Source organism: Rhodopirellula europaea 6C (assembly GCF_000338295.1).
Classification (GTDB): domain Bacteria; phylum Planctomycetota; class Planctomycetia; order Pirellulales; family Pirellulaceae; genus Rhodopirellula; species Rhodopirellula europaea.
The window spans coordinates 64912-82092 of the sequence record NZ_ANMO01000257.1 but is presented as its reverse complement, the minus strand read 5'-3'; the positions used below and the strand labels follow the sequence as shown (position 1 = coordinate 82092).

At 55.3% G+C, this 17181-nt stretch carries 14 protein-coding genes; 7 read left to right on the top strand and 7 right to left on the bottom strand.

The window, feature by feature from the left end; all coding sequences use genetic code 11:
• Positions 1-102 precede the first annotated feature (102 nt).
• A complete protein-coding gene (locus RE6C_RS27460) occupies positions 103-1362 on the top strand; it encodes a hypothetical protein (protein WP_236618568.1) in 1260 nt (419 codons plus the stop codon).
• On the opposite strand, the gene RE6C_RS27455 is transcribed toward RE6C_RS27460, so the two are convergent.
• The 3 genes from RE6C_RS27455 to RE6C_RS27445 all read right to left on the bottom strand — a co-directional run bounded on the left by RE6C_RS27455 (position 1343) and on the right by RE6C_RS27445 (position 5474).
• Entirely contained in the window at positions 1343-2884 is a 1542-nt protein-coding gene (locus RE6C_RS27455; RefSeq protein ID WP_008661943.1) for an NfeD family protein, read from the bottom strand. The genes RE6C_RS27460 and RE6C_RS27455 overlap by 20 nt on opposite strands.
• Before the next feature lie 4 nt (positions 2885-2888).
• On the bottom strand, positions 2889-4688 hold the full coding sequence (locus tag RE6C_RS27450; protein ID WP_008661940.1) for a TrkH family potassium uptake protein: 1800 nt from the start codon (positions 4686-4688) through the stop codon (positions 2889-2891).
• Between the two features lie 96 nt (positions 4689-4784).
• Positions 4785-5474 (bottom strand): dioxygenase family protein, encoded by a 690-nt coding sequence (locus RE6C_RS27445; RefSeq protein ID WP_008661938.1) that lies wholly within the window; start codon positions 5472-5474, stop codon positions 4785-4787.
• Between the two features lie 259 nt (positions 5475-5733).
• On the opposite strand from RE6C_RS27445, the gene RE6C_RS27440 reads away from it, so the two are divergent.
• The 6 genes from RE6C_RS27440 to RE6C_RS27405 all read left to right on the top strand — a co-directional run bounded on the left by RE6C_RS27440 (position 5734) and on the right by RE6C_RS27405 (position 13381).
• The gene (locus RE6C_RS27440; RefSeq protein WP_008661934.1) at positions 5734-7221 is read left to right on the top strand and encodes a hypothetical protein; all 1488 of its coding nucleotides are present in this window, start codon (positions 5734-5736) and stop codon (positions 7219-7221) included.
• Between the two features lie 609 nt (positions 7222-7830).
• Entirely contained in the window at positions 7831-8925 is a 1095-nt protein-coding gene (locus RE6C_RS27430; protein WP_008661932.1) for a DUF1559 domain-containing protein, read from the top strand.
• 374 nt (positions 8926-9299) lie between these two features.
• A complete protein-coding gene (locus RE6C_RS27420; RefSeq protein WP_008661931.1) occupies positions 9300-9707 on the top strand; it encodes a hypothetical protein in 408 nt (135 codons plus the stop codon).
• A 70-nt stretch (positions 9708-9777) separates the two neighbouring features.
• Positions 9778-10989, top strand: a complete 1212-nt coding sequence (locus tag RE6C_RS27415) for a cytochrome c3 family protein (protein WP_008661930.1) — start codon at positions 9778-9780, stop codon at positions 10987-10989.
• Complete coding sequence (locus RE6C_RS27410) at positions 10986-12149, top strand: hypothetical protein (protein WP_008661929.1); 1164 nt, start codon at positions 10986-10988, stop codon at positions 12147-12149. The genes RE6C_RS27415 and RE6C_RS27410 overlap by 4 nt, the downstream gene beginning before the upstream one ends.
• Positions 12146-13381 carry a tetratricopeptide repeat protein gene (locus tag RE6C_RS27405; protein ID WP_039963618.1) on the top strand — a complete coding sequence of 412 codons (1236 nt, stop codon included), beginning with the start codon at positions 12146-12148 and terminating at the stop codon, positions 13379-13381. The genes RE6C_RS27410 and RE6C_RS27405 overlap by 4 nt, the downstream gene beginning before the upstream one ends.
• A gap of 147 nt (positions 13382-13528) precedes the next feature.
• On the opposite strand, the gene RE6C_RS27400 is transcribed toward RE6C_RS27405, so the two are convergent.
• The 4 genes from RE6C_RS27400 to RE6C_RS27385 form a co-directional block, all read right to left on the bottom strand.
• A complete protein-coding gene (locus tag RE6C_RS27400; RefSeq protein WP_052035046.1) occupies positions 13529-14053 on the bottom strand; it encodes a MogA/MoaB family molybdenum cofactor biosynthesis protein in 525 nt (174 codons plus the stop codon).
• Entirely contained in the window at positions 14050-15774 is a 1725-nt protein-coding gene (locus tag RE6C_RS27395; protein ID WP_008661925.1) for a cation:proton antiporter domain-containing protein, read from the bottom strand. Before RE6C_RS27395 ends, RE6C_RS27400 begins: the two co-directional genes overlap by 4 nt.
• 676 nt (positions 15775-16450) lie before the next feature.
• Complete coding sequence (locus tag RE6C_RS27390) at positions 16451-16747, bottom strand: GIY-YIG nuclease family protein (protein ID WP_008661923.1); 297 nt, start codon at positions 16745-16747, stop codon at positions 16451-16453.
• Between the two features lie 175 nt (positions 16748-16922).
• Positions 16923-17174, bottom strand: coding sequence for a hypothetical protein (locus tag RE6C_RS27385; RefSeq protein WP_008661921.1), 252 nt, complete (start codon positions 17172-17174; stop codon positions 16923-16925).
• Positions 17175-17181: the final 7 nt, after the last annotated feature.

Here is a 17181-nt window from a genome sequence, read left to right as displayed (position 1 = left end):
TAGATCAGCCCCTTTCAACTCACCGAGGCCAGCTCACTGAGGCTCACTGCCGTTTTGAAACCGCCTCGCCTAACGCTGATCCCCCTGATCGGGTTCACCTTCTTGACCTCGGCAACCTATTCGGTTGCCAGGGCACTGGGCGTCAGCCTATTCATCGCGCGGATGGGATCCGATGCGTTGCCGGTCGCGCTTGCAGCATCCGCTGTCACCGTGATCGCCGTCTCCGCCATCACTCACTTGGTCAACCAACGCTTCCCGGCTCGCTACAGCGTCTTCGGCAGCTGGATCGGTCTGGCGTCCATCACTGGATGGCTGAGCGTAATGATTTCGGTCGAGCACCACTCGTTTGTATTGCTGGGTGCTTTGTACGTGATCGCGGAGGTGAGGGGCTGCGTCAACACGATTTATGCCACGACGTTGGTCAACAATGCGTTTGCATCGTCAACCTCCAAACGGCCGTTTGTGCTAGTTGCCGCCGGTGCTCCGATCGCCGGAATCGCGATGGGAGCGGCGATGGGATTCGGAGCCTCCACGCTTGAAGACACAAGTTGGCTGAAGATCATCATCGGCTTGGACGCCGCAACGATTGTCTTGCTGCGATGGATCCCCAAGGCATCTGCCGCGAAAGCCACTTCCGAAATCAAACCGCACTCTGAAATCAGCTCATTGAAGAAATCGGAGCGCAACGGGATTCGTTCAATCAGACACATCCCGGCCAGCCCATCGGCTTTTCGCTATCGATACGGTTTGGTCAGCCTCATCGCGTTCAACGTTTTCGCGGTCACGATGGTCGACTACCAATGGAAAGTCATCGCGGGTGATCACCTGCTCGCCGAAGCCCAGCTGCTGACCTACTTCGCCGGCTTCTACGCCATCAACGACATCTTGATTGTCTTGGTGCAGTTCACCGTCGCGACCAAGCTGCTCGACCGGTTTGGCATTGGAATGCCGCTTTGTGCCTACCCGCTGCTGCTCAGCGTCCTTGGCCTCATCGCGTTGATCAATCAATCCCAAGCGGTTTTGATTCTGCTGTTCACTCTTGGACAGGGTCTGACCGTGCTGAAGCGATCGCTTTACGATCCGGGCATGACATCCGCCTACGCGATTCTGCCGCAAGACATTCGCAACGAAACCATCTTGCTGATCAAAGGGGTGGTCAAACCGGTGATCGAAGCGGCCGTTGCGATCGGGTTGCTGTTCTTCGCTTCCCGAATGACATCGAACCAGATCACGTCGACCTGGTTGGCGGCGTTGATCCCTTGGTTCCTGCTCTCGAGCTGGGTCGCGAGCACCTACGAAAAATGGGCGCCGACTCACCCCGAGAACGAACCCGCGTCTGGGCTTAAACTTTCCGAACCGTGACCCGAGCTCCTTGCTTGTTGACCACGCGAACCTCGGTCCCCGGATCGATGTAGTCTCCCTCCGTGACAACATCGACCGCATCATCGCCGAACTGCACCTTGCCGCTCGGTCGCAACGGTGACATCGCCGCCCCCGTGTCACCGATCTCAACTCGCTGCCATGCCGGTCCACTGACCAGCGTTGCACTGGCACCACCATCGGCGGCCACCATGACTTGCGGGCGCAGGGTCAATCGACTCAATCCGGGTATATCCCCGAGGTACTTCGCCATGACGGCCAAGCAAACCAAAAAACCGAGGAACGCGCCCATCACCGTCATCATGTCGGTTGCCAGCGATGTCCACTGAATTTCATTCTCGGGCAGTGCAAACCGCCGGGAAGCCATCACCAATGCTCCGAGCGACAACGCCAATCCACTGATTCCGGCGACGCCGAACCCAGGAATGACAAACACCTCAGCGGCGATGAAAAGAATCCCCGTCAGAAACAAAATCACTTCCAACCAACCCGATGTTCCTCCCAAAAAACGTGCCCAGAAGAACAACCCAAAGCACAGCACACTGGTCAAACCACCGATGCCGATTCCGGGTGCAGACAACTCAATCGCGAGTGCAACCAACCCGATCAACAGCAACAAGAACGTGACGAACTGACTGTTGAGCAAGAACACCAACGTATCCGTCCAACTTCGTTCCATCTCGACGATTGGTTCCTGCAGATTCAGCACCTTCGCCAACTCATCTCGGCCCTCGATGGTTTGATCGACCATCCCCAATTCAACACCACGGCGACCGTTGACCGTGAAGAACATCTCTTTGCCAGCCTCGCGGATGGGCGGACTCAATTCCCATTGATCGGCATCCTCACGCGATGCCAAGTCCTTGTCGGACAGGTAACGCTTCTCGCCGGTCTCGTTATTGGTCGCCTGATAAACAACCATGTCCTTGTCCGTCATCTTCTCCGCCAAAGCGAGCGGGCGTCCGGTGGCTTCGGCAGTGTCGCGAACTTTTTGGGCCAGCACACTGCGACTCTTCGCTGGTGTGTATCGAAACGCGCCGTCTTCGCCCATCACGATTTCACCTGCATCACCCATCCGTGCATCAGGACGCATCAGAATCGTGTCGGTTGATAGCGCAAGCAGAGCGGCGCCACTGATGGCATCTTTTTCAATGTAAGCGACTGTTTCGACATCCTTGGTTTCCAACACCATGTCCATCAACTCAAACGTCACCGAGGTGAACCCACCCGGAGATTGAATATCGAGGATGATCACGTCGGCGTCCGACTCCACGGCTGCTTCGAACTTGCGTTTTAACAACGCTCCGCTCAGCGGATTGATGTCCTCTTTGAACTCAATCAGCACACCGCGACGCTTCCCCGATCCAACATCCGACTGCGCAATCGCCTGCTGGCATTGAAGCAGTGCGATCGCGGTCACAACGAAAGCCAAAACCAACCTCATGATTGCAGCCGGATCACGATCAAAGGAACGGAGCATTGCGTTTGATTTCGTTGTGGTCATCGTGTCACACCCTTCGCCAAAACGACGGAACAAATAGCAATAGCACGCTGAAGATTTCGACTCGTCCCAGCATCATCAGCCATACAAACAACAACTTGGCACCTTGGCTGAACCCTGCGTAGTTCCGCGTGGCACCCACGACGCCCAAACCCGGTCCGATGTTGTTCAATGTCGCCGCGACCGCACTCGCGCAGTCAAGCAACTTCTCATCCAAGGTACCGTGCAACAACTTCTTGCCGGCCTGAGAATGATCCACCACCACGATCTCCTCGCCCGATTTCCCCGCCTTGGCGGATTCCTCGATCACTTCTTCGGGCGGCGTATCCGTCATCACGACACCCCAAGTCGAGTTGGGTTCAAACGTGATCAACGCCAACCAAGACATCACAAAAATGGCCAACACCATGCAAAAATACAGCAGGATATTGTGTGCCAATTGAGGGTCGTCGACGGCAACACCGCTCACTCTCAAAGGCCGAACAACACGTGGACGGTGGGCGCGCTCAATCTCCAATCTCAGGATTTTGTAGAACAAAACGTGACGAATCACCTTCATTCCCCCGCCAGTGCTGCCTGCACAACCGCCGACGAACATCAACAACAACAAAATCCCGCGGCCAAAGTTATTCCACTCGTCGAAGTCGGCTGTTCCATAGCCGGTCGTCGTGATGACTGACACCACTTGAAACAATCCATTTTGAACGCCTTTGGCAAGCGTTCCAAACCCCTCGTCTTCAGCTCGCAATCCGAAGATCACGACGCCCAGCGTGACCACGCCGATCACCAACGCATACGTCCGAAACTCGACGTCTTGAAACAATCGACGAGCGGCCGTCAGCGGTCGTCGCGGAATGTCCAACAACATCAGATACAGCAGCGTGAAGTTGGTCCCCGCGAGAATCATGAACAGCACCGTCGTGTATTCAATCAACGGGCTGTCGAATCCACCCAGCGATCGGTTGTATGTGCTGAACCCACCTGTCGCCATCGTCCCGAATGCGTGACAGAGCGCATCGAACGAACTCATTCCTTCGAACATGTAGATGAACGTCAACAACATGTTCAGCCCGACATAGATCGCGGCAAAAACCAACGCGGTGTGCTGCATTCGAGGCATGCTGCCGTCTTTGGTGGGCCCCGGCATTTCGGCACGCATCATCGCTTTGCCGGCCGAACCTTGTCCCAGGATCGCCACGAACAAAACAACGATCCCCAACCCACCCAAAAAGTGCGTCCAGGACCGCCAAAACAAAATGCAGTGCGGAACCAATTCGGGTGTTTCCAGATCAGTCAGCACCGTCGCGCCCGTCGTGCTAAAACCAGACTGCGATTCAAACATCGCTTCGATGAACGTGATCGGAGAACCCTCCGCGATCATCGTGCCGCTCAAGTAATAGGGCAGGGCACCGAGCACCGTCGCACTGACCCACGAAAGCCCAACGATCGCCATCGCTTCTTTCTGATACAGTTCTCCCCCTCCGCGATGACCGCGTCCCAGGAAACGAAAGAAGGCTCCGACGAAAAAGCAAATCGCCATGCTCGCCAACAAACCACTCGCCGCGGCGGATTCAAATTCCGTCGCGGGAGGCAAATGTGTTCGGTCGGCAACGCTCGGAAATGCAAATGGCAGGCTGAACGCCATCGATCCGCCAATCAACAGGCAGATCGTTCCCAAAAAACGAAACAACAACGGGAAATTCAACGACGACGCCTTCTCGACGAGTTCTAAAACGGTGGCGATGACAGCGGTCGACGATTGACCTGGTTCATTGCCGACCGCGGCAATTCCGACTTTGTTACCCAACCACCCGTTTCTTGGCAACTCACGGCGATTGGCAACTCACGGCGATCGGCGGATCGCCCCAGTTTTCAACTCGTTCGAGGCGGTATCTTCGGCATTTCAACCGTCGGCGGGCGTTTGCCCCAAAATCACGTCGAACTGACAAGCGAATTCGCCGATCTTCGATTCTTTCATCGGCTTGAAATCCGCCACCAACAATTCGCGTTTGGCAGGATCCGTTACTCGCCGAAACACGCCATCTCGCTTGTTGCCTTCGTGACCACGAATCAACAACTGAGTCGTCAACAGATCCTTGTCGCCCTGTTTGACCTTGATGTGAATGTGCGGAGCGGGCCGACCGGGGTAGGGCACCGGCTTGATTGTTCGAAAGCGGTACCCGCCGTCGCTGGCGGTTTCAAAACGTCCAAAGCCTTGGAAGTTCTTGTCTTGCTGCTCTTTCTTTCCATCGCTGTCACGCGAATGCAGATAGACCGCGTTGGCATCGCACTGCCAAATTTCAATCGTCGCATTGCGAACCGGAGAGCCCGCCGCGGTCAACACGCGACCGGTCAGGTGAGTCACATCGCCAACGGCCGGCGTCGTGTGATCACCGATGACAATCAAATCGTTGTCTTGGTCCAGCGGCAATCGATCCGGATAGAACGGCCCTTCCGTCAACGGCGGCGTTGGCTTCAAAAGCTCTTCGGCAAACAAACCGGGCGTCGTCCACATCGCCGCACCGCCAATCGCCATGGCTGAACGACTCGCGAACCATCGTCGTGACATCATCTTCGTTTTCATCTCAATCACCTGAACGGGCCTCGAACAACACTCAAAGTGCCAATCCCACATTGTAACGCTTCTCACGCCGGTCTCGCAGAACCATTCCGAGCCACCCGTTTGGACAGTCGCCACACGCCAAATTCCCGGTTTGTAGCGATTGCAACGACCAAACAGCCGGCACGCGTCGCCTGGTTTGCCCGACCGAAAAAAAGCATTTGGAAGTCCCGAAATTGTCACCTAGATGTTGTTGTGATTTTGGGGCAACTCTTCCAGACGGGAAAACAACATGACCAACGAACGTCCATCGACCGAGCGTAAAGCACTTCAAATCAACTTGGATCCGCGACGTTACGGTTCGTTCGCCGAAATTGGCGCTGGACAAGAAGTCGTCCGTTGGTTCTTTCGCGTCGGAGCCGCCGCCGGCACGATCGCCAAAAGCATGTCGGCCTATGACATGGCGGTCAGCGATGCGATCTATGGCGAATGCCAACGTTACGTTTGCCGGCAACGTTTGGAAGACATGCTGACCCGCGAACACACACTGAACATCGAGCGTCTGAAAGAACAACGCGGCGATTCAACCGCATTCTTCGCGTTCGCTGACACGGTCTCGGCTCGCAACTATCACGGAACCAACGAGTGCCACGGTTGGATGGGCATTCGTTTCCAAGCTCATCCGCGAGATGAAGACAGCCAGATCATCATCCACGTCCGAATGCTGGACAACAACAACGCGGCCCAACAAGAAGCCCTCGGTATCGTTGGCGTCAATCTGTTGTACGGTGCATTCTTCCTCAATCACGAACCCGATCAGCTGATCGAATCGTTGCTGGACAACCTCAGCACGCAGCGGATCGAGATCGACATGATCGAATTCTCGGGCATCGCGTTTCGACACGTCGACAACCGCGTGATGAGCCTTCGATTGGTGCAACTCGGACTCAGTAAAGCAGCCATGTTCTCGGCTGATGGCGAAGTCCTTCAACCCGCGGAAGTGCTCTACAAAAAACCAATCTTGGTTGAACGCGGCAGCTACCGTCCTGTCACTCATGTGAACATGGACATGATCCAAGCTGCACAAAAGAGCTTCCGCAAAGAAGACGATGTCGATCCAGACCAAGTCGTGACGCTCGCCGAAATCACGATGCGAAACCTTCGCGCCAATGGCGAGATCGACCTGCAAGACTTCCTCGCTCGCGTCGACACACTCGCCGCCTGCGGGATGACGGTGCTGATCTCGGACTACTTCGAGTACTACCGCCTGGCGGCTTATCTCTCGCAATACACCAAAAAGAAAATCGCGATCACGATGGGTGCGGGCAGTCTGCATGAACTGTTCGAAGAAAAGTACTACACCCAACTCGATGGCGGCATTCTCGAGTCGTTCGGACGAATGTTTAAAAACGATTTGAAACTCTACGTCTATCCTTTGATGGATCGAGAGACTGGTGAACTGACCACCGTGGAGAATCTAGAGATCGCGCCCGAACTGCGAAAACTCTACGACTACTTGGTTGGCAAAGGCTGCATCGAACAACTGCACGCTTACAACCCAGAACACCTTTCGACGTTCTCTCGGGAAGTTTTGAAGATGATCGAATCCGGAGACGACGATTGGAAGAAACACGTGCCACCAGAGGTTGCAACGGTGATTCAAAAGCGTGGTTTCTTCGGATGCAAATCTCACGCTCCTGAGTCAAGACTCGCGGCAATGGTCGCTGCCAACTCATCCAGTTTTGGAAACATCCCGGCTCCGGTCGGCTTCCCTGTCTGATCCTTGCGTGACTGTCCTCGGGCAGCTCGCTCCAAATTCATTGATCACCGACACATCACATATGTCGGTGATTTTTTATGCGCGGCCGCTGAGACGGTCCTTCGCTTGGCCACCTCGCAAGAGCGATGCGAGCCCAACCGAACGCAACTCAAACTCAATAGCCCTAAGATTCTCCGGCGTTGAGGAAAATGGCTCTCGCCACTCCACTGAGGGAAGACCATTCGCCCCAATGGGCCGAAACCGCTCGATTCGGGGGGATCTTCCTCGTTGCTGTTCGCTACCGGACCGTGCCGTTCGTCGATCGCACCGGTCTTCATTTCCCAGCTTTCAAGCGAGGGTGTTGCATGGACGCAAAAATTGTTTCGGTTCTCGCAACCTGCTTAGGGGCCAGAAAACCGCCTCAGACCGGCTACGAGGACCTTGAGCCCGACCACGCTCAAACATCGCGTTACTTACACAGTTACTTCACCGAACGTTAACAACGTCCGTCACGCTTTCTGTTTTAATCCCCGCGCTCGATTTCGGGGACTCAAAGATCTTGGTTCTCCGGAGGCACCCTCATCCGAATATCTCAATCATTCTTCCTCTCGAGAACTTCAGAACAACCCAATGAAAATCCAAAATCCACGCATGTGTGATCAACGGACCGCAAAGCGATCTGGTTTCACACTGGTCGAACTCTTGGTCGTGATCGCCATCATCGGTGTGCTCGTCGGTCTGCTTTTGCCAGCCGTCCAAGCCGCCCGTGAAGCCGCTCGTCGTATGCAGTGTCAAAACAACTTCAAACAGTTTGGCATCGCCCTGCACAACCACATGGCCGCATTCGGTTCGTTCCCGCCAGGCAACGTCAACTATGACGAAAACGGCAACCGCTTCAAAACCGGTGGCTGGCAGCACGGTCAGAACGAACTGGGATGGCACTGGTTGCCAATGTTGTTCCCTTACATGGAACAACCCGGTGTCTGGGAACTGATCACCCGCTGCGAAGATTCCGTCACGGGTCACACCATGAACCCTTGTGATCACTGCGAATACTACGCTGAATTCGAACACATCGGCCGCGAACAGTTGGGCTCTTTCGTTTCCTGCCCTTCGGCACCTCGAGTGACCAACCAATTCTCAGACGGAAGCTACGGACTGGAATCACTTGCAAAGGGTTCCAACTACGCCGCCAACTGGGGATCGGGTGACATGCTGTCGTGGGAAAGCGACCTGACATCAGGTGCATTCGGCACTTACTACGTTCACCAAGACGTGATCATCAAAGACGGCATTGCTGGCGACCGCTTCCAAAACCGAAACGGCATGGGCAGCGAAGACTTCCTCGACGGCATGAGCAACACCATGGCAATGAGCGAAATCCTCAACCACAACTCAAGCACCGACATCCGTGGTACCTGGATGTCGCCTGCCATGGGTGCCACGATCTTCTCGGCTTTCACCAGCCCCAACAGCAAAGAGAAAGACGTGCTCGCCGCGTGCGACGAAACCATTCCAGAAGACAAGCTCAACCCTTACTTGGCTTGCTTGGAACAACGCGACACCGCTGAAATCTGGGCCGCCGCTCGCAGTCACCACACCGGAGGAGTCAACATCCTGATGGCTGACAGCTCCGTTCGCTTCATCACCGACTCGGTGGACAAAGAGAACGTCTGGCATCCTCTGGCGACGGCGAAGAACAGCGAAGTCTTCGAAATGCCCTGATCGATCGGACGCGGCGAAACTGTCCTCGATGCTTCGTCGCACTCTCGCCTAACGGCCCAAACTACTTTCTTGCACGCCTTCCAACTCTCCTCTCCCAGAGGTCGTGAAGTTTTTGAGGTTTGTGTTTGTGACGTCTTGCGAACCCCGCCCGCGCAGCGGGAGGGGTCGGAAAACGAGCGTCCAGCGAGATTTCCGGGGGAGGGCAATCCTCGCCACCTCCCATGCCCCCCCCCCCAAAACTTCGTTTCGGGAGAGGTTTAGTGCGAGAAAGCAGCATAAATACTTGCATCAACAAACTGCACGATCTCCCCTCAGAGCGAGGGGAGGACTGAGTTCCCAATCTCTTGAACACTCTCACCTCATTTTCAAACCAGATGAACCTTCCAAACCTAATCAAACTGTTCCCTGTTCTGGCGTTGCTCACCTGCATCGGCTGTGGATCCTCGGCTCCACCAAAAGCAACCCTTGAGCAAAACGCATTTGCGAGCGTCTTGGGCCTCGGCGATATCGCTGGCGACCCTAAAATGTTCCCCACCGCGTTCGTTGACGGAACGGCTCCTGAAAACCGCGAAGACTACGCTCAACGTGGCTATGAAATTGCCGGCGAAGCAGAAGTCAATGGCGACCAACTGACAGTCCCTGTCAAAATCTTCGGTGGTGTCGTTGCAACTTCCACTGCGGACCGCGCCAAAAAGGCTTCGGACGTTGGAACCACCACCCAAAACTGGGTGCTGCAACGCGTCGGTGAGGAATGGAAAATCAAAGACGCTCCTTTGGGTTGATCGCTTTTCAAGGCATCCCTTGTTCTCGAAGATTCTTTCTGCAAAGAGCCTCCAGTTTCTGGGGCTCTTGATGCTTTTGGTCATTGGAGTCTGTGCGGCTAGCGTCGCACGTGACCTGATGTCGATCGAACCTGCGCCGCCATCAGACGCACGGCGAACGCAGCCTCCCAACACCTCCGGCGCGTCGATCTCCCAAGCGGCGAAGCAGTGGAGCCAATTCGTCTCCACTCAGTTTGCCGGGGACCAAGCCTGCCAGGCTTGCCATCCGGCTGAATACGAAGCCCACCTTCGGTCCGGTCATTCGCGAACCGCCACACCAATGGTGGACTCCGAATTGGCTCAGCGACTTTTGCAACAAGGCGAATACGAAGATTCGCTGCGTGAGCAAACGTTCCGCTTCACTCAAAATGCGAACCAGTTTTTGGTCAGCACCTCGACGGGGCAGGGAAGGGCGACCACGAATGAGCCCGCACCGTCAAACACGCAAACCGCACGCGTGTCGGTCGCCGTCAACTGGCTGTTGGGCTCAGGCACCCACGCCCAAACTCCCATCGCGATTCAAAAGGATGGTTCTCGCGGTATCGAGATGCGTTGGTCATCCTTCCTAGGCAACGACCAACTGAATGTGACTCCCGATCACGATCAATACGAGACTTTCCGTGAAGGCACAGCCGAATGCTTTGGTCGCCCCATGGATGCCATGGATGTGCGTTCTTGCATTGGATGCCACTCCACGGTAGTCCCGCCTCCACCGTTGCCCCTGACGCCCCAAACCATGATTGCAAATGTCGGGTGCGAACGCTGTCATGGCCCACGCAAGCAACATGTCATTCTTGCAGGTCGCGGATTGCCTGAACAAAGCAAACCCATGATCGATCAACACGATGCCAGCGCACACATGGAAACCTGCAGTGCTTGTCATCGCGACGAGCGTTCCGTTTCAAAGGATTCCACCGCCGCCGAACGTGCTCGTTTCCAGCCCTACGGACTGAAGAAAAGCGAATGCTACCTGCAATCGTCCGGTGAACTCACCTGCTCGACTTGCCACGATCCACACGACACCACCTCGCATGATCGCCCGCAATACATCAAGCAATGCCAAAGCTGTCATCAACCGCAGGCTTCGACAATTTGCCCCGAAGCCCCAACGGGAGACTGCATCGAATGCCACATGCCACTGACGCCCTGGACCCAAGGAATTGCTTTTCGCGATCACTGGATTCGCGTCGTTGAGGGCACCGCTTCGCACGCGACCGAGCCCAACTCGGAGGCATCTCCATGAGCGTCGTCACCCAGTCACCAAACACTCGTCCGGCAATGGATCCGCCTGCCTCTCGATTGCGAGAAACATCGCAAACGAATGCCCCGACCGACGCGAAAAGCGGGTTCCTTTTTTCGCCGCTCATCGACCTCATCTTCATCGCGAATTTGTTTTGGCCGTTGCTGGTCTTCGTCGATGTCTTTGGTGGAGCGACCACACACGAAGGCCTGCTGTTCTGGCAAATTTATTTCATCACCGCGCCACACCGATGGATCACGATCGTTCTGGTCTCCGTCGATCACCACAAGGCCCAAGACCGCCGGTGGCTCTTTGCTGCTTTGGCCCTCGCGATCCTGACCGTCTGCGTTGGATTGCAGATGGGAACCGGGTCACTACTTTGCCTCGGAATGATCGATTACATCTGGAACGCCTGGCATTTCTCGTCACAGCATCACGGCATCTTTCGAATCTACCAACGCCAAGCATCCTCCAAACAAGCCGCCAAGTCGTCCGATCCGTTTGACCGGAACGCGGAAAGCGGTGCGGGCACCAACCCATCCAATTCGCTGAATCGATTGGTACAACGCAAAGGGCCGCTGTTTCAAAAAATCTTCTTCCGCGGATTCCTGCTTTACACGATCGCCCGTGCCGCAGGATTTGGCTGGCCCGAAGGACCGTTTCCCTCGTTCGCTGGAGTGGAACCTCTGGATTGGTGGATGCTACTGATTCCTTTCGCGTTTGCCGTTTCCGCCGTCCATCGATTCGCGAAGCTTGGCAACCACTCCTTGGGCAGCATGCTGTATCTGCTCAGCGTGATGTCCCTCTTCACCGCGTTACTGTTGGCCGCTCATTACCAAAACAGCCAACTGGTCATCCAACTCGCACTCGCCTCCGCCATTTTCCATTCGATGGAATACATGTCCATTGTGACTTGGTCGATGAGGAAGCCTGGATCCAAGAAAGCGAACAATCCGCTGGCACGCCTCTCCAAAATTTGGATGTTGTTCCTGGTGATGTTCGTCCTTGTCATCGGCCTAGGAAACTACCTGCTTTCTCGTGGTTTTTTTGAATCCTGGGTGCTGATCAACCTGGTCGTTGCCTTCTGGCACTACTGCTTTGACGGCCTGCTGTGGAAGTCTCCCAAACGAGTCGCGCCCGCTTCCTCCACGGGTGCCGCATGACGCAACCAAACAACACGCCGAGGAAGAACCTGCCGGCAGACTGGCTTCTCTGGCCGCCCACGGTGATCGCCGTCTTAGCGGCCATTCGTCACTTGCTACTCGATCCGAGCGGACACCTGGAGTGGTTTGGCCGCGAAGACATCTACGCCATCTCCATGTTGTCCTCCTTGCCAATTGGCTTCGCCGCAGCAAGACGAGTTGCCAAGAAATCTCGTTCCTCCGCGATCGCCCTGGGTGTTTGCTTGTTCTTAGGGGGCCTTTGCCTGGCAGTCGCGAGTCATGGAATTTCACTGTCGAGCAGTCTGCTCGCAATCACCATCGCTCGAGCATTGCTGTCCTGTCTCACCGCGTTTGCCGCCGCGAACCTCTGCTTCGCCATCGCTTCGCCGCAACCGCCGGCGCAGCTCGAACAGCCTGCGATCGGGGCAGGGCAGGGCGGTCAGCAAGCTTTGCCGGCTTGGGTGTGGCTGTTGTTTGGTACAGCCACAATTGCGATTCCCGCCACCTACACGCATTCCGCGGCGGAATCGCTCGAGAAAAAGCTGAACGAATCATTGGCCAGCAACCGCGTCGCTCTGGCTTGGAAACATTGTTCACAATTGCGTCGATTCAATCCCAGCCTGACCGCTGCGAACACGGACCTGGCAACCTTGGAGAGCAACCTTCGCGATGAAAAGGCTCGCTTGGAAGCAGAGATCCAACAACCCATGCCTCGCAATCTGACTCTCGCGATGATCGGACGGCGAATCACAACCCTCGTTCAGCTCGACCGCAACCACGAGGCTCTCGGCTGGATCCGACCGATGATGTCCGGTCGCAATTTCCATCCGATCAGCCTCGACTTTTATGGACTGTGCCAACAGCGTTTGGAACAACCTGCCGAGAGCATGCGAGGTTACGAGCGTTCGCTGAAACACTGGGAACGACAACCGGACAGCCCCGCGAAGAACAACGCGATGATCAGTGCCTACAAGGGCATCGCTTTCGCAGCCCGGCAATTGGGTGATCGGCGTTTGGAAGAGCAGGCCTACCAAACGCTCGTGCAACTGGCCCCCACCGCCGAAAATCATTTTCTGCTGGCGACCAGCTACAAAGAACATCAAAAGACATCGCTTGCGGCCGAGAACGCTCAACTCGCCGCGGAACTGGACCCGCAATACGCCGAGCAAGCCCGCTCGATGCTGACACAACTTTCCCGTGACCACTTCAGTTGCTTCTTGGTGCCTCGCTAAGCAAGCGGGCAGGAGCGGCCATAACCATGTGAGCCGTGTGGGTGTTCGCCGGGCTGCTCAATGTTCGATCTTCGAAAGAGTGTAGGCTCGCGCGAGTTATCTCCCCATGGGATTGCAGATAGCAGCCGGTGGTTTGAACGCAGTGATTCAGCGTGAGGCCAGCGACACCGCATGTCTGAGAATCGGCAGCACGCACTGGTTCATCCCAGTCGTGACCGCCCCCGTTGATCCCGGCAACGCGAACACCACCTTGGACTTCATCCGCCCCGCGGTGGCGCGACTGAGCATCGCCTTGGGACCGATCTCGGCAATCGAGATGGCACGAAAGTGTTCCCCGAATCCGGGCAACGTCACATCCAACATGGACTCAATGACATCGACCGCCATGTCTCGCGGCGCGATGCCGGTCCCTCCCGTTGTGATCACGGCATCGAGCGAATCGTCTTCGGCAAGCTCGCTCAACAGCTTCGCAAGCGGTTCGGAATCATCATTCAGAATCATCCGTTTCGCGACGGCATGACCAGCTTCCTCCAGCAAGCTGACGATCCGATCGCCACTGCGGTCTTCTGCTTTGCCACGCGTGTCGCTGAGCGTGATCACAGCAACGCGAACGGCGTGAGCGGGATCCACGTCCGGGCAACCGCACTGGGTATCGGGCTTAGGTTGATTCATGATGTTGCTTCCTCATCCTGTTCCAACAAACCGGCACGATGCTGAGCGTCCTCGAGGAAGTAATTCACATCGTTGAGATCATCAGCGTGAAGCACTTCGTAGGCATGAGCCGCACTGCGAGAGCGATACAACTGCTCGCGAATGTTGATGTCTCGCGTGATCGCGGTCGCAAACGCCGAAAGAATTTCCAAATGACGCTTTCGGCTTGATTCGGGAGTGGCCAACAACAGCACCGCATGCACGGCGCGTCCATCGGGTGTGTTGAGCTTGATGCCTTTCTTGCTGATTCCCAAAACGCCTTTGACTTCGTTGTCGCCCGGTTCATCGATGATCGCGTGGGGAATCATCAGTCCTGTTCCCAAACAAGTCGTTTGCGAAGATTCACGGGCTCGCACCGACTCCAAGAATTTTTCTTGCGGCGTGCTCATTGGTGTCGTGGCATAAAGCAGGTTCGTGAGCTTCTGGAAAATCTCCTCGGTGTCACCATCCAAATCAACCATGATTCGGTTCTCTTGCAAGAAATCCAACAATCGCGGTCGATCCTTGCGAGCTTCGCCCGTTTGCGTCAGAGCGAACCGCGTCGCACTGGGGCCTAGCAACTGATTGATCGCAAGAGCCGACAAACCGACCGTTGTCACCATCGACTTGATTTCATCGGAGAACCCCGATTGTTCGCTCCCGACCAGAATGATCAAACCAACCGCGACGCCCCCGTGCGGCAACAATGACATCCCGAGATACTTGCGGACGTTGTCGGTCGCCCCGGACAAGCTCATCGCGGTGTAGGCACTGATCGATTTCGCAAACAAACGAGCCAAGAAGTACAGCGCAACCAAACCGATGACCGGCGGTATCTGAGTGAAATCCAGCTTCATCCCCGCGAAGGTATAGAAGAGCGCAAACAACGCTCCACCAATCGAGTTCAGATACGCTTCCCCTGATCGCACCAAATCGTGGCGAGAATTGGTCAGTGTGATCCCAGCGAATGTGCACGCCAGGATTCCACCCGATGTACCAAAGCTTGCCGCAGCCCCCCAAGCTCCTAAAACGACCGCAACCATCAACGGCCCAAGAAACGCGGGGCTGACCAAAGTACGAACCATCACGATCGCGAGCAGCGCGCAAGTCGCACCGATCGCAAGCGTCACGGCAAACTGGACGCTAACGCTCTCAAGTGCGTGAACCCAACCGGACTCATCCGCCAAAAACGTTGAGATGAAGACGAAGACCGCAACGGCGACCATGTCAATCAAACCGATCGCCGCCAACAACGTGCGAGTCAAAATCCCGCGTGCTCGCGCTTCTTGAATCACCAACACCGTGGTCCCGGGAGCACCTGCGATTGCAATCGCGGCGAACAACGCGGCGGGCGGCAAAGACATGGAAGAATCCAGCCACATCCCACCAAAGTACATCATCGAACCGACCAACGTCGGTGTGATCAATGCCTCGCCCAACAGCAGCAAACCAATCCGTTTGCCGGTGTTTCGCAAACTGCCAAAGTACAACGAGGCACCCACCGTGAACGCGATGAACCCCAACACAAAATTCATGTAGGGACCAAACCGGTCCAGTGCTTGGGGATCCAGAACCGTGTCCATCCCCGGCAGCCGCAATTGACGAAGCAAGATTCCGGTAGCGATCCAACCAGTCACTTTTGGAAGTCGAATCAGCGCGAAAAGCTCTCCACCGAGCACACCGGCGGTGAGGACCACCGCCATGTTGAAAAGCGGATCGTCAAAGTGAAGGTTCGGAAAAAATCCATGTCCTGGCCGTCGTTCGCCGAACGGAAATCGTCAAAGCAGCCAGGATACTAGAGAAAAAGCCTACTTTTGGGAACGCGTCGTGAGGGCTGCATGACCAGACCAGTCGCACAGCGGGCTGTTGATTTGGTCGTATGCCGGATGACAAAAATTAGCGAAGGACGTTAGCCGGTTGCCGTCTGACCAACCGCCGCCAACGCGGTGCGGCTCATCAAATCAGCAGCCCGCTAAATTGGCCGAAACACTTCTTCGTCCACATCCAGACCTTCAACCAAGGCATGAGATGCCCAAACGCCCTGTGCCGTACGATTCACCTCATTCGGATCAACAACAGTCTCATCATGGATTTCGATTTAGAAACGGTGACTTGCAAATTCCGTCGCAAAACAACGGAGCTATAATCATGCAGCCAACAATTCAAGGATTGCTCTTTAAAGAGAAGAAGTCAGAAGCATAGCTCAGAGGCGATTAGGTGCGTCATTCGGCACCCTCCATCACGCTGCTCAGCACCCGCCTGATCAACAAGTCACTTAAGCTTCAGCTACCGCTCGCGTTTGAAGTCGCAACGCATGAAGCTACGGAAAATAGAACAATCCTGAAATGTCGCATGGGCGTGAAGTCAAGTCCTTGTTGATTACGGAGTCACTTTGTCCTCGCGAAATTTCGGCCAGCGGTTGTAACCGATTTTCGGGTCATTGGAACTGAACTTCCGAATGAATTCGATTTCCTTTTGTGTCAATTCTGAAGCTGATGCAACAGGTGACGACCAAAGAATATCGCGGGTCACAGTGAACGACTGCCTCGCTAAAGGTAAAAAGTCTTCCGCAATCAATTTGCTATTGGCGTTGCCGAAATAATTGACGTTGTTGGTCCTGTCTTGCCCAATGTAAATCTTACCATTTGGATAGGTAATTCGGTAGATGACGTACATCAATCAAGAAATTGTTCGTGCCGTGTTGCGAGTCAACACCTGTTGGACAGGTGCAATTCATTTCGGAGATTTGTGTCACACAATTGATGAAAATGATTCGCTAGCAGCAAACCTAAACCTTCGTTGTAGCATCGACAGAGACGGCAATCAAAATATGCCCTACGTGTCAAAATGATCAACCAGACATTTCCTCGGGGTCTTTCAACACCCGGTCGGCTTGATGAATCGCGTCGACCAAGGTTTGAAGTGCAGAGGACACTCGATTGAGCGTCGGGGCCAGATCGGCCAAACACTGCTCTTCGAACTGACGCGCTGGTTCGTCACGCCACACCGATTTGGTCCGCTGCCACTGCTCCGCGAATTCACTGAATTCATGTCGCAGTTGGTTTTGTGTTTCCTGGATCGTTCCGGTACCAAATGGCCTCATCGTTCAA